This window comes from Flavisolibacter nicotianae (genome assembly GCF_003628535.1).
Classification (GTDB): domain Bacteria; phylum Bacteroidota; class Bacteroidia; order Chitinophagales; family Chitinophagaceae; genus Flavisolibacter; species Flavisolibacter nicotianae.
In genome coordinates this window covers 1-15,199 of sequence record NZ_RBCI01000014.1, presented here as the reverse complement: position 1 = coordinate 15,199, position 15,199 = coordinate 1, and the positions used below count along the sequence as shown (strand labels likewise).

6 protein-coding genes are annotated in these 15,199 nt (G+C 53.3%); 5 read left to right on the top strand and 1 reads right to left on the bottom strand.

Annotation, left to right across the window (positions count from 1 at the left end):
* Position 1: 1 nt before the first annotated feature.
* Positions 2 to 772, bottom strand: a complete 771-nt coding sequence (locus tag D6024_RS22690; protein WP_121357114.1) for an AMP nucleosidase — start codon at positions 770 to 772, stop codon at positions 2 to 4.
* A 129-nt stretch (positions 773 to 901) separates the two neighbouring features.
* Between D6024_RS22690 and D6024_RS22685 the strand changes: the two genes are divergently transcribed.
* The 5 genes from D6024_RS22685 to D6024_RS26900 all read left to right on the top strand — a co-directional run.
* On the top strand, positions 902 to 1,339 hold the full coding sequence (locus D6024_RS22685) for a type I restriction enzyme HsdR N-terminal domain-containing protein (RefSeq protein ID WP_121357113.1): 438 nt from the start codon (positions 902 to 904) through the stop codon (positions 1,337 to 1,339).
* Between the two features lie 449 nt (positions 1,340 to 1,788).
* The gene (locus D6024_RS22680; RefSeq protein ID WP_121357112.1) at positions 1,789 to 6,537 is read left to right on the top strand and encodes a T9SS type A sorting domain-containing protein; all 4,749 of its coding nucleotides are present in this window, start codon (positions 1,789 to 1,791) and stop codon (positions 6,535 to 6,537) included.
* A gap of 143 nt (positions 6,538 to 6,680) precedes the next feature.
* A complete protein-coding gene (locus D6024_RS22675) occupies positions 6,681 to 6,944 on the top strand; it encodes a PID-CTERM protein-sorting domain-containing protein (protein ID WP_121357297.1) in 264 nt (87 codons plus the stop codon).
* Between the two features lie 915 nt (positions 6,945 to 7,859).
* Positions 7,860 to 12,944 (top strand): beta strand repeat-containing protein, encoded by a 5,085-nt coding sequence (locus tag D6024_RS22665; protein WP_121357110.1) that lies wholly within the window; start codon positions 7,860 to 7,862, stop codon positions 12,942 to 12,944.
* Positions 12,945 to 13,503: 559 nt separating this feature from the next.
* Positions 13,504 to 15,199: glycine-rich domain-containing protein (locus D6024_RS26900; protein WP_205573354.1), on the top strand; the 1,696-nt coding region annotated here is incomplete at its 3' end.

The following is a 15,199-nucleotide window of genomic DNA, read 5'->3' as shown; positions in this document are numbered from 1 at the left end:
ATCAAAACCGTAAGTGCCGTACCGTCAGTCCGTTATTGATCAGTTGCTTCAGCGAATCGATCCCGATCCGGAGGTGGCGCTCCACGTATTGCTCCGTCACTTTTTTATCGCTTTCCTCGGTCTTCACGCCTTCCGGTGTCATGGGCTGGTCGCTCACCAGCAGTAGCGCCCCTGTGGGAATGCGGTTGGCAAATCCAACCATGAAAATGGTTGCCGTTTCCATGTCAATGGCATAGGCACGTACTTTCTGCAGGTAGGCTTTAAACTCTTCATCGTGCTCCCACACGCGGCGGTTGGTGGTGTAAACGGTTCCGGTCCAATAGTCCACGCTGTGATCGCGGATGGTGGTGGAAATGGCTTTTTGCAGGGCGAAGGCCGGCAGGGCAGGCACTTCCTCCGGCAGGTAATCGTTCGATGTACCCTCCCCGCGAATGGCGGCGATCGGCAGGATCAGGTCACCCAGTTTGTTGCGTTTTTTCAGTCCGCCGCATTTTCCCAGGAAAAGCACGGCTTCGGGGTTGATCGCGGTAAGCAGGTCCATTACGGTGGCAGCCGTCGGGCTGCCCATCCCGAAATTGATAATGGTGATGCCGTCGGCCGTGGCGCACTGCATCGGTTTGTCCGGGCCGCCGATCTCCACCTGGTGCCATTCGGCAAAAAGCCGTACGTAATTGCTGAAATTCGTCAATAAAATATACTTCCCAAAGCTTTCCAACGGCTGGCCGGTATACCGGGGCAGCCAGTTCCGTACGATATCGTCTTTCGTCTTCATGGCCACGAATTTAGAAAACTTCGCTTGTTGGTTACGGAGAACTTGCGCAATCCCTCTCCACCCTGGCGCCTAAACGGTGAACTTGTGAACTCGCGAACTCGTGAACTGTTTTTGTCCTAGGTTTGACGCATGATTCAGGTGCCGTTCCCGCCGCCGCAATTCCGGATCAAGAAAAAGGGGGAGAAGCAGTACATCTTCGATGCCATTCGCAAGTCTTGGCTTCTGTTAACAGAAGAAGAATGGGTGCGGCAAAACCTGGTGGCCTATTTTACAACTGTCCTTCACTATCCCAAACAAGCCATTGCACTCGAAAAGGAAATTTTTGTCAACGGGCTGAAAAAACGGTTCGATATTCTTGTGTACGATGCCGGCCATCAGCCCTGGATGCTGGTCGAATGCAAGGCCCCGGCCGTGGTGCTCAGCGAGGATGTTCTGCAGCAGGCACTCCGCTACCACCTTTCTGTTCCGGTCGAATACCTCGTCATCTGTAACGGCGTTTCAACGGTCGCCTGGAAAAAAGCAGGCAGCAGCCTCGAACTTTCAACAGCCTTTCCCGGTTGGCGCTAGGTGGATTACCTTAATTTTTTAAAAATTGCATTAACAACGAAATGTGCATCGGTAAAACGGGTGCAGCAGCCGGCAGAAAAAATGCAAATGAAGGCGACGGACGGCACTTTCGCAAGGTTTGTTCGGTCCGGATTTCATCAACCGCTAACAAAGAGGGGAGTTCCCGGAATCGCTTGTGGATAACCGTTTATCTGGAAGGTCAGAGAGTCAGGATCGTGTAAAAAATACGCATCAGAAGACGCATGAACCCGGTGTGAATAACTTTTTTCAAACAAACGATTTTCGCTGAAACCCTTGCCTGTATTGGATTCCACCTAATCTAGGTGGAATTACTTAGGTTTCCTCGGTAAGAACTACTAGGAGAATTTGAGGGGAAAGTCTATGTTTGTCCCCGATCCGTAAATCCTTGTTTAGAAACGAACGGGTTTCTATTAAAAAATCGTACCGGAATGAAAACGACAGTACTGCTACTGTTTTCCCTTTTGCTTTCTGCTTCTGCCTCGGCGCAGGTCCCTGTCTTATACTACGATTTTGAGAACAATTCGTCACGGACAACACTTGAACAAACACCCGAACAGGCGATTAATTCAGGCAGCACCTCCATTGTACGGACCTACAGTCCGCCAACACCGATCGATATCGCCGCAGCAGGTGCCGGGATTTTTAACCACGGAACGTCCGCCGGAACCGCATTTTCCAGCAACAAATGGCCTGGGTCAAATCCCGGGGCCAGCACAAGCGATTATTTTGGTTTCATGACGAACACGTCCGGTTTTAGTGGTTTGACACTGAGCCTGGATGCAATGGCATCGACAACGGGAACCTTTCTTGCAATTGCTTGGGCAACCAATACATCGACCACGGCTCCCTCTTCATCAGCATACGTAGCGTCGACAACAGGGTCGCTTTCACTTTCCACAACCTTTTCCAATCTGCAGTTTAGCCTTCCTGCCGGCTCCGAAAACCAGCCTTACCTTTTTCTAAAGATTTATGCCTATAACGCGGCCAACAATGTCAGTAATGCAGTGATGATTGACAATGTAACGCTGAATGCGACCACCATTAACACATCCAAAACGCTGCTGGATTACAGCGCACTGGGCTTGTCGCTGACGTCCGGAACGGCGTTTGAACCGACCTATAATAACCTGACTGTAACCGGGATAGGAACAACGGTCATTCTCGGTGGCAACCTGGCATTGCAGGGCACGTTAAGCCTGCCTTCGGGTACATTGGAAACGGGCACAAAAACCCTGACCGTGAAAGGCTCGATCAGCCGGACCAGTGGGGTTATATCGGCCGGAAGCGGTACCGTCGCGTTCAGCGGTACGGTCCCCCAGTCAATTCCTTCCGGCGTCTTTAGCGGGGCGGTAAAAAACCTGACCATCAATAATATACAGGGTGTAACAACGGCAGCAAATATGACCGTAAGCAATACCCTTGATCTGTCGGCAGGAACATTTGCCCTGGGTACGACAACCCTGTCACTTGGTGGGAATATGACTCGTACGTCCGGCACCATCAACGCAGCAACTGGAACGATCGCATTTAATGGGACAAGCAGTGCTCAAACCATTGCCGCAGGCGTGTTTGCCGGCACCGTCAACAACCTGACGGTAAACAATTCACTGGGTGTGAATACAGCTGCAGATCTGACCCTGACAGGCACCCTGGCGCTAACTGCCGGAACCTACAATACCGGTTCAAGCACCCAAACGATAAAAGGGTCCATTACCAGGTCCGCAGGGGCTATCAATGCCGGCAACGGTGCAATGGTCTTCAGTGGCACAACGGCACAATCGATTCCGGCCAATACCTTCACCGGAAGCATAAAAGACCTCACCATCAACAACGCGATGGGGCTGACACCGCAGTCCGATATCTCGGTGAGCAATACCCTGGATTTGGCGACTGGAACATTAGCGCTGGGTACGACAACTTTGTCTCTGGGTGGGAACGTAACCCGGTCCGCCGGCAGCATCAATGCGGCAACCGGAACAGTAGCATTCAATGGAACAAGTGCCCAAACCGTTGCCGCGGGCATCTTTACCACTACGGTCAACAATCTCACGGTCAGCAATGAAGCGGGCGTCAATGTGAATGCCGACCTGACCCTGACCGGTACGCTGGCTCTGAATGCCGGAACCTATAACACCGGGACATCCACGCAAACAATCAAAGGCACGATTACCAAAACCAGTGGAACGGTAAACGCAAGTAATGGCGCTTTCATCATTAACGGGTCAGTTGCGCAAACCATTCCGGCCGGCACCTTCACCGGTAGCGTAAAAGACCTGGCTATCAACAACGCAGCTGGCGTAACAACCGCAGGAAACCTCACCGTGGGCAATTCCTTGTCGCTGACTGCCGGAACATTTGCTGTTGGCTCCAATACAGTTACGATTAATGGTAATGTGGCGAAAACGGCCGGCGTAATAGGCGCAGGTGCAGGCGGTGTTGTTTTCAGTGGCACAACAGCGCAAACCATCCCGGCCAACACGTTCACGGGCGGTGTGAAAGACCTGGCTATCAACAACGCAGCCGGCGTGACAACCGCAGGAAACCTTACCGTTGGCAATTCTCTGTCGCTGACTGCAGGAACATTTGCTGTTGGCACCAATACGGTTACGATTAATGGTAATGTGGCAAGAACAGCCGGCGCCATTAGCGCAAATGCCGGTGGCATTGTCTTTAGCGGCACCGCGGCACAATCGGTCCCGGCCGGCACCTTCACCGGTAGCGTAAAAGACCTCACCATCAACAACACGGCGGGGGTATCAACGGCCGACAACACCACGATTAGCAATTCACTGGTACTCACGGGTGGAACTTATGATGCGGGCACGAGTACCCAAACCATTTCAGGCACCATCAACCGGTCCGCTGGCACCATCAACGCGGCAGCAGGATCCCTTGTGTTCAATGGTTCGGCGGCACAAAACATACCCGCCGGCAGCGTTTCAGCAACGATTAAAAATTTGACAGTCGCTAATGCGGCAGGCGTGACGATAAATGACGACTATACCGTAGCAACGGCCCTGGCCCTGCAATCCGGTTTCCTGGCATTGAACGGTAAAACATTGACACTTGGCGGAACGGTCTCCGGCTCCGGTTCACTTCGCGGGTCGTCTGCGTCGGCGTTGACCGTTGCAGCTTCGGGTGTGGCAGGCACGCTGAATTTCGATCAGACAACCGATGGCACAACCAATGCACTGGCATTGATGTCCGTTTCATCGGGTACGGCAACCCTGGGCAGCAAGCTGAATATTTATACGGCACTGAACATTGCCGGCGGAACCTTCGACCTGGCGGCCAAAAACCTGGTGCTGAAATCTGGTGCAAGTAAGACCGCCTATGTAGCAGAGATCAGGGGCACCCTCGCAGGAGAAACCAATGTAACGGTCGAACGGTATATCCCGGCCTGGAGCAGCCGTCGCTGGCGCCTTGTCACCGCTCCGGTGTCGAATACAACCATCAGTGCAGCCTGGCAGGAAGGCAGTACCTGGAACGGTACGACGACCATTCCGGCCACCGGCACAGGTACCCTGATCACCGGTCAGCAGCAGGGGACCGCTGCGGCAGCCAATGCAAAAGGATTCGATTTTTGGACGGCCATTGCCAATGGCGCTGCCTCACTGCGCTATTATGCTCCGGCGACGACCAACTCCCAGGCATCCTGGCAGCCCGTTTCCTCGACGGTAACGGCAACGGCTTTCAACAGCAACCAGGCCTACCTGTTGTTTGTTCGCGGCGATCGTTCTGTCTACTCCGGCACTGCCGCGGGTGCAACAACCTTACGGCCCACGGGAACCCTGAAGAAAGGAACGTTCACAGTGCCTGTTTCCAAAGCAAACACACACACGCTGATCGGGAATCCCTATGCGTCTCCCCTGGATTTCAAGGCGGTTTACGACGCCAACAATACCAAAATTCAGTCTTCCTTTTATATCTGGCAGGCTTCTCTGGGCTCCTCCGGTGGCTATGTGCTGATGCGACCGGTAACGGCGGGCAGCAGCCAGTACGAAGCGATCCCTGGAAACGGAAGCCAGTCACCGGCCAACCGCTACATCCATTCCGGTGAAGGATTCTTTGTTATGCCAACAGCAACGGCCACTGCCGATAATGCCATCACCCTCAAAGAATCGCAAAAATCATCAGCCACCCCGGGCATTTCGGTCTTCCGGCTTTTGGGTAGTGAAGATGCAAAACTCTACGTCAATTTATACGACGCAACAGACAATGCTAACCCGGTATTGGTAGACGGTGCCCTCACCCAGTACAACGATACGTACAGGTCGGCGGCCGGCGACAACATGGTCAAGGCGATCAACAGTTCCGAAAACCTTTCCATACAAAAAACAGGCGGTGATTACATCGTGACCTCAGGAGCTGAGCCGCAACTGGGCGATACGCTGAAATTCCGGTTGTGGAATACAACAAGTAAGCCTTACCAGCTGGAACTAAAAACAGTCAACTTTACCGGTACAGGCCTTGCGCCGGTGCTTGGGGATCGCTTCCTGAAAAAAGAAACGCCGCTGGATCCCAATGATGCAACCACAACCTATTCTTTCAACGTGACGTCCGATGCTGCGTCAAAAGATCCCTCGCGTTTTTATCTTGCCTTCCGTGCCGCCATTGCATTACCGCTTTCGATCACCGGCATAAAAGCGGAGGCAAAAAGCACAAAAGAAGTCTCTGTCCAATGGTCAGTTACCGATGAAACGGACTGCAAAAATTACCAGGTTGAGCGATCGGTCGACGCGGCTACCTTCACGCCCTTGGCAACAATCGAAAAAACGCCTGGAGCAGGCGAAAAAACCTATACGTATTTGGACGGCCAGCCGGCAGCCATGAACTATTACCGGGTCAAAATTTCCGGGAGTAATGGCGAGATAAAATATTCAGCCATTGTAAAGGTGCAGTTGCAAAAGGCAAATCAAACAATGGCCGTGTATCCAAACCCGGTTCTTGGCAATGAGTGTAGTCTTTTGCTGCAGAACAGGCTACCGGGAACCTATTCGCTTTCCCTGTATACGATGGCCGGGCAAACGGTTTTACGCAAAACCGTTCAGTACACCGGTGGCACGCTTGCCGAAAAGCTGGCATTGCCGCAAAACATCGGGGCGGGAGTCTATCACCTTGAAGTGAAGGATGGTTCCGGTCAGCGCACAGTGCAAAACCTGCAGGTGGTAAAATAACACGGGAACCGGTGATTACCTGTAGTGGAAAAGCCATGCTGGACTTGCCGGCACAAAAGTTCGTCGATCATTCAGCGGTACCGGAAAACGGCACTTCCATCTCGCAGGATTTTCTGTTATATTTGAACCCAATTCTAGCGGTAATGAGGAAAGCCCTGAAAAAGATCGTCTTCATTTTCTTTTTTTCCGTTTTCGGCATGAGTAAAATGCTGATGGCGCAGACGGGACTTGACGAACCGCCTCCTACCGAATGTCCGCCCAGCCCCGACCCGGATACACAACCCGATCCTTACTGCCCCCTCGACGGCGGCCTTGTTTTTCTTTTGGCAGCAGGAGCGGTTTATGGCGTAAGGAAATACAGCACCGGCCAGAAGAAAGAAAGTGCCGGTTACGACACGCTAGGCTAAATCATCCAATGCATCTTCCGTCACAACCTTTCCTGGCAATAGGGGATGGGCATCCAGTTTCAGAACAACGTAACATTCTGGAATTGTCACAGGCAATATTTTTTCCTTCACAAAGAAGTTATCACGCACATTTTTAAATCGCCGGCAGACCGAAGGAAACAACCTGCTGCCAGGACAGCGATTCGGGCTGACCCCGAAGGACAAATGTCTCAAGCGGCCGGTAAACCGGCAGACAAACGAAAAACATTTCGCAAGCCCTGTAAGGACGAAATCGGCTTGAACTTCCTGGCCCGACCCCATAGGGTCGCTATACACTCCCCCTACAACCAACGTCTGATTGCCGATTGCCCTATTTTCATCCGTCATCCACCATCTCCTCATCACAAATAAGAAGAGAAACCCACGAAAAATAAATTGAAGATAAATTACATATAAATAAAATATTAACTATATTTATCCGGGTTTTCTGCAGAAATCGCCTGATTCCCGATGATGAACCGGGTTTGGCTGCAGAATGGCCCTGAAGCAACCAGGATAACTAGCTGTAAAAAATGACTCTCTCTCCCTTATTTTCTTACAGCCCAGTAGCGAAGATGGTAACCACAACCCAGGACTGGTTTGAATATCGTCTGATCAAACCTTTCCAATTCGTTTCTCTCGGGAAGCTGTAATTGTTTTTCCATGAAAAGCAGAACTGATGCCCAACCGCTCAAGAAGGAGACAACTGGTGGTGAAACGGAAAAGGGAATGGTGAGAAAGACGTCCTCGACGAAGCGAAAGATTTTCCCTGTTTCACTTTTGACGTCTGACTGCCAACATCTCCCTCCCTTCCTTTCGGTTTGGTATGAACGTTACTGCCATGCCGCGAATGCATTGCCGTATTCATCGTTCCTGCGATCGATCAAACCTGCAATCATGATAAAGCCATACAGGGTTTTCATTTTCCTGGCAATCAATATTCCGGGAACCTTCACATGGGCTCAGGTCAGCCTGGCAACGGTCAACACGCCGGTCCTGCAAAATTTTGACGCCTTGGTATCGAGTGGCTCCGCTACTCAGTCGGGAGGAATTTTTGCAGAAGGCTGGTCCTTTTTGGAAACCGGTATCAACCAAAATGGGACTTACCTCGCCGGTACCGGGAGCAACGCAGCCGGCGACACGTATAGCTTTGGTGTATCGGGGATCAATCCCGCAACCGACCGGGCCTTCGGCTTTTTTCAATCCGGTAATTTACAGTCGTTCATTGGGTGGAAATTTACGAATAACACCGGGCAAACGATTTCGACAATTTCGGTTGGGTATACTGGTGAACTATGGCGATTGAGCGGGGTTGCGGACAAGCTGTCGTTTTCCTACCAGCTAGGCGATGTGGCCCTGAATGCCGCTTCGGGATGGACCGCTGTACCGGAACTTGAATTTACAACGCCGGGCACCGGTGCCGCAGCGGCTGTGGATGGGAACAGCAACGCGAATCGCACCGTCATCGCACCCGTGAACATTGTGGGATTGAATATCCCGGATGGCACAACCGTTACATTCCGTTGGACCGATGCAACGCCAACATCGTCTGCTGGAATGGGAATCGACGATTTTTCCCTTTCCCTGGTCCCCGCATCTTCCGCATATTTCAGAACGAGAGCCAGTGGCAACTGGAATGATCTGAATACATGGGAATCCTCACCGGATGGATTGACGTGGACACTTGCTACCAACACCGTTCCCTCCAGCCTTGCCGCAGGCATATCGATCTTAAGTGGGCACGTGGTGACAGTTAGCCGTGATCTGGTTATTGGTAAGCTGGCAGTGAAACCGGGAGGCAGAATTGTTTACGCAGGTGGCAACCTGGTGGTAACCGATTCGCCAGGCGATGACATCGTGCTGCAGGGCGCCGGAAGCGTTTTCGACATAGCGGCTGCGGTTGCGCCGGTACTCAACCCTGGCGCAAGTTTCCGGGTCGGCTCCGGTGCGGTGCTCACACTGAGTGGAAACACCACTGTGTTGAATTATCAGACGCCTTCTTACAGGTATGCCGATGGGGCCGTGTTTGAATATACCAATACGGGAACACCGGCGATGACCGGTACATTTTTCCCGGCGCAGGATGCCGCGGCCATTCCTGTCTTTCGCTACAATTCGCCCAATACGTCCAATCTTGGCGGTCCCGGTGCGACGACGATCCTTGGAGAACTGGATGTATCGGCAGGCCGGACTCTCAACCTCAAAGCTGTGACCGGAACGCTGGAGATCCGGAATGGCATCACCGGCAGCGGCGATCTGGTGGCAGCAACAACCATCCATCTCACCGGCGCAACCGCAGAAATCGGCGGTGCCGGAAGGCTCAACAGCGACCTGGCTATCGAAAGCGGTTGTGCGGCATCGTTAACAGCAAACAAAACGCTTTCTGCCAATAACAAAATGGTCATAAACGGAACACTGGATGCCGGCACCGCGCAATTGCAAACCGCATCGGGTACGGCGTCTTTTTCCGTTGCGGCAACGGGCATGGTAAAAACGGCCAATGCTGCCGGATTCGTGAACGCTTCGGGTACGTTGAAGACCGGCAATTTCTCAATCAGTCTTGCTGCAGGTTCTGCTATCGATTACAACGCGGGCGGCGATCAGCTCATCACGACGACTGGCCCGGCCTACCACAACCTCAACATATCCGGAACCGGGAAAAAGACCGCACAGGGCGGGGGAAATCTAATTGTGCAGGGATCGTGCACCGTCGCAGTCGGTGCAACCATGGCGCTTTCCGGCCTGGCTACGGAAAATCTTTACCTGAACAACAATGCGCAGTTGCTGGTCCAGCCGGGTGCAACCTTCGATAATGGCGGAGAAAGTGCCGTCACCTTTCTGGGCGGTACACCAACTGTCACGGTCAGCGGTCGGTTCATCACCCGCGACCAACAGGGCTTCGTCGGATCGGGAACCTGCCTTCCCTCGCTAGTCCCGGTCCTGGTGCCGGGTTGCACCGTCGACTATGGCCGCCTGGGCGATCAAACGGTCCAGGCCAGCTTGGCCTATGAAAACCTGGTTTTTAGCGGCGCCGGAACCAAAACACCCACGAGCGCAATTGCGCTGGCAGGAGCAGTCACCATCGACGGTTCGGTAATCCTCGACGGGTCCCTGCATTCCATCGGGGGCCTGGGAAATGGCCTGGTGATGACCGGAACCAGCCGTTTTTTAGTTGGCGGTACCGGTACAAAACCCGACCTGGCTGGCACATACACACTGTCGCCGGCAACCACTATCGAATTCACAAATTCCAATACCACCACCTGTATCATGCGGCAGGGTGGAGGTCCGGCCATTCAATATGCCAACATGGAGATTTCAGGTAGCAATGTTTCGGCGCCGTTAAGTGGGATAATGATGCAGGCAGGTACAACCCTGAAGGTCAAAAACGGTGGCAGTTTAAAAACCACCTCGGTAAATGGATTGTACGGAACCATCAATGCTGCCGTCTTAAGTGCGAACAATCCCGCAGTGGTTTTGAACCCCGGGTCTACTGTGGAATACGAAGGTGCAAACCAGGTGATCACGCCGGGATTTGTGTACAGCAATCTCCGGGTGGCCGGCAGCGGCACAAAAACGGCGGCCGTCCCGTTTACCGTAACCCAAACCTTTATTCGCGGTGGAACGGCTGCACTTGCCGGCAGCAGCCCGGTTTTCCCGCCCGGCGCCACGCTGGCCTACATCGACGGCGGTGCGGGCCGAACCTATACCGCTGGGTTGGAATGGCCTTCGCTGAACGCACCTTCCCATTTCACAATAAACCTCAGTGGCGGAGGCAGCCCCGCCCTTGTGCTCAATACAGACAAGACGGTCAGCGGCACGCTGGCGATGATCGCCGGGTCGGTGAACCTGAACGGGAAAGAGCTGACGATCAACGGCAATTGCACGGGCACCGGCACCTTTATCGGCAGCAGCCTGTCCTCGCTGGTGAGCAATGGTGCCAATGCAACATTCAACTTTTCGCAGGCAACGGATGGCGTTTCGAATGCCTTGGGTTCATTCACTGTCAACGGTGGCACGGTTACCCTGGGGACCAGGCTGAATATTTACAGGGAGCTAAACATTGCCGGCGGCAGTCTGAACCTGGCCAATCAATCCCTCGTGCTGAAATCCAACAACCTGCAAACAGCCCGTGTTGCCGAACGCAAAGGGATCCTGGCTGGCGCAACCAACGTCACGGTCGAACGGTCGATCGCAAACCTCTACCGGCGCTGGCGCCTGCTGACGGCACCGGTCCTGAACACTTCCATCAATGCGGCCTGGCAGGAGGGGAGAACCTGGAACGGTGCGGGGACAGACAATCTTTCGCCGGGATTCGGCACCCTGGTCACAGGCCAGCAACAGGGTTCGGCGGCGGCCGCCAATGCAAAAGGGTTCGACTATTGGTCGACCATTGCCGCCGCTGCAGCCTCGGTTCGGTGGTACAAAGGCGCCGTCTCCCACGCCAACGCAACCTGGCAACCGCTTTCCTCCACAACTATTTCCGGGGCCTTCGACAACCACCAGGCTTACCTGCTCTTTGTGCGCGGCGATCGCTCTGTATCCACAGGACCGGGAAATACGGTTGTTCTTCGGGCAAGAGGAAGCTTGAAAGAATCGGATAGTTACAGCATCCCGGTTATACAGGCACAAAGCCATACCTTGGTCGGGAATCCCTTCGCTTCACCCATCGACTGGCAAAAGATCTGCGATGATCCGGCCAATGCCGGTGCCGTGAAGCCTTACTTCTGGATCTGGCAGTCGGCGCTGGGCACGGCCGGGGGTTACACCCTCATCAAGCCGGATGGGTCGGGTGCCTACGAAGCGGTACCCGGTGGAAACCTTGCTAATCCCATAGTCTCCCCCGTTATTGCGTCCGGCGAAGGCTTTTTCGTGGTCCCGGTTAGCAATCCGTCGGCTACAGCATTGACCATTCGGCAGGCCCACAAGTCAACCGGCGAGGCCATGCACCCGGTATTGCGACAGGCAAAAAACAGTAACGGCAAGGCTGTCCCCGCAAAACTGGCGGTGAACCTCACAACAGACCTCAACGGAACGAAAACCGTACTCGATGGTGTTTTGGCTGAATTTGGTTGGCCTGCAGGGAGCGATGATATCACAAAAGCCGTCAACAACGACGAAAATCTGGCGATCCGCAAAGACAACCACGAACTGGTCGTGGCGGCAGCACAGGCTCTGCCCCATGCCGGCGATACGGTCCGCCTGAAATGGTGGAACGCGTCGCAAAAAGAATACCGGCTGGAGCTCAGAACCACTGGCTTTGCCTCGTCGGGATTGACGGCCGTCCTGGTTGACCGCTATTTGGGAACGGAAATGCCGTTGCCGGAAGACACCGCGTCCTACCCGTTTGCCGTCGCCGGTAACGCGGCTGCAACGAATCCGGAGCGCTTTTACCTGGTCTTCCGTAGCCTTCCATTGAATACCCTGCCGGTTCGGCTGCGCAGCTTTACGGCCCGGGCAATTTCCACCTGTGTAGACCTCCGTTGGGAAGTAGACGGGGAGCAGGAGGAAAATCACTATGTGGTCGAAAGAGGGGCGGATGGCCGCGATTTCGCCGCGCTGTTCACAGTAGCAGCACGGGGTGGCACGGGTGTGGAAGTTTACGGGCAGCGGGATACGACCCCGCTCCCGGTGGGTTTTTACCGCCTGCGGCTGGTGAACCAAAGGGGAGAAGTAAGCTTTTCAGAGATCATCAGGATAGCACTTCCGGCATCCCTGGCTCCAGGCACCGGCATCATTCCAAACCCGGTAAAAAGCAACGGCTTTGATCTCCTGCTTCGGGGGCAGGCCGGTGGCGATTACCGCCTGGCACTTTACAACATGGCTGATCAATTGGTTTGGCAGGCGGCAAAAGCGCATGCCGGTGGATCGGCAACCTGGCATTTTGATTTGACCCCGGGCCTTCCGGATGGAATCTACACGCTGGAAGTGAGATGCGGCAAGGGGTTGATTCTGCGCCAAAAGCTGGAACGGATCAGGTAGAAGAATTTTCTTAATGGCTAATTGTCAATGGCTGACCGCTGGCCACTGATGGCTGATCGCCAACTGCTCATACATCTCTTTTCGGTTGCCCCAGAGGGTTAGAAGGTGGCTGGAGGAAGGGTTTCGCCGTCGCACGGAAGGGCGCCGGTTCAAACCCTGTTTTCCCATACCCGAAATCTTTGCGGGGCGCTTGTATAATTCTTCTTATATGTCTATCTTGCGACCGGAATCCATTCCTGTCGAAACAACTGCTTGTGTCCATGTCCAAAAGCCAAATCCATCCAGCTTCCTCGAAAGCCTTATTGAAAATAATCCCCCAACCGCTTGAACAAACCAGCTTTTGGGGTCCTGTATTTCCATTTCCCTGTAGAACCGCCCGTTTGAAAACCGAGCACTAGTGCCAAAAATGCTTTATGGAAAAAGCCCACGCCTTCTTCGTATCAGCGACGGTAAACGTCTTGAGTCCACTGGGCTCATTGCGTCCCGGTGTTCGATCCGGTTTCCATTCACGCCATTTGCCTGTTTCCGGTTTTTCAACTCAACCCTTAAACGACGCCTTATGAAGACATTTTTACGCAAGTCTATATTCCCCTCGTTCATTTCTTTAATAACATGTTTACTCACTGTCAACACAATTTACGGACAGACAGTAGTACCTTTCTCAACTAGTGGAAGTTGGCTTTGCCCTGCAAACGTCACAAGCATTACTGTCCAGGCATGGGGCGGTGGTGGAAGGGGCAGTTCTGTTTCTGGTGTTAACGGTGGCGGTGGCGGTGGAGGCGCATATGCACGCAAAGTGGTTAGCGTAATACCTGGTCAAACATATACTGTAACAGTCGGACTTGGAAGTACAAGTACAGCAGCAGGTGGCGACACTTGGTTCAGTACAAATGCAACGATTTTAGCAAAGGGCGGCAACACTTCGACCACTAACATCGGTGCTTTGGGTGGAAGTGCACTGGCAAGCATCGGCGATGTTGCCTACAACGGAGGAAATGGCGCTAATGGTTTAAGTTCTGGCTCAGGAGGTGGAGGTGGTGGTTCCTCTGCAGGAACTGCAGCAAATGGAAATAGTGCCAGCGGTGTCACAGGGGCAGTTGCACCAACTGGTGGTGGATCAGGTGGAAGTGGTTCAACGTCTAATGGTTCAGACGGGTCTGCTGGAAGTTCACCAGGCGGAGGTGGAGGTGGCGCAAATGGAAGTAAGAATGGTGGTAAAGGTGCGGACGGACAGGTCATAATTTCTTACTATGGACCGCTCAACTCAACAACTGCTTCCAGTCCGATTTGTTCGGGAAATTCGACCACGGTTTCCGTAACGGCCAATTCTTCAAATTTGCCGACCGGAACGTACACAATCAGTTATACTTTAAGTGGTGCAAATTCTAGCAGTGGCACCGCAACAATGGTTGTGACAACCGCAGGATCAGGCTCTTTCACAACGCCTGTTTTAGCAAATGCCGGTGCAACCACAGTCACAGTTACCAATATTGCTTCAGGAATTATTAGCAATGCTTTATCTGCGAACAATACGGCTTCTGTCACAGTAAATCAAACTCCCGATCTGTCGAACCTAAGTATTGGTTCTGCAACGATCTGCGTGGGAAGCTCTGCCACACTGAACGTTAATTCCTCTACGCTGGCAAATGGAACATACACGGTAACATATAATCTCTCGGCTCCAAACGCAGCAACAGGCCTCACGTCATCAATGACATTTTCCGGTGGAACCGGGCCTTTCACAACCCCCTCACTTGCCAGTACGGGAACGACAACAGTGACAATTACGTCAATTAAAAGTTCAGCCAACTGTATTACAAACGTAGCAGCGAATAATACCACGACTGTCACGGTTCGTACCACGCCGACGGCAACATTTAGTGGAGCTGTAACAGTATGTCAAAACGCCTCTTCACCAAATATTACCTTTTCAAATCCGCAAAGCTTACCGGTAATAGTCACCTATAAAGATCCGGCGAACGCTACACAAACGATCACTGTACCGGCTAATGCAACGGCAACAGTTGCCCAGCCAACGACGGCCTCGGGCAGTTACACCTATACCTTGGTTAGCGTGGCCTACCAGGACGGTGCGCCGGGTTGCAGCAATAGCCTGTCCGGAACACAAACCATCACGGTCAACCCTACGCCAACGCTGAGTGGGGCATCGCAGGCGGCAACCGTTTGTGAGAACTCCTCTGCCACCATCAACCTTACGGGTCTTTTGCCTGGCAGCGTCTCAACGATCAGCTACA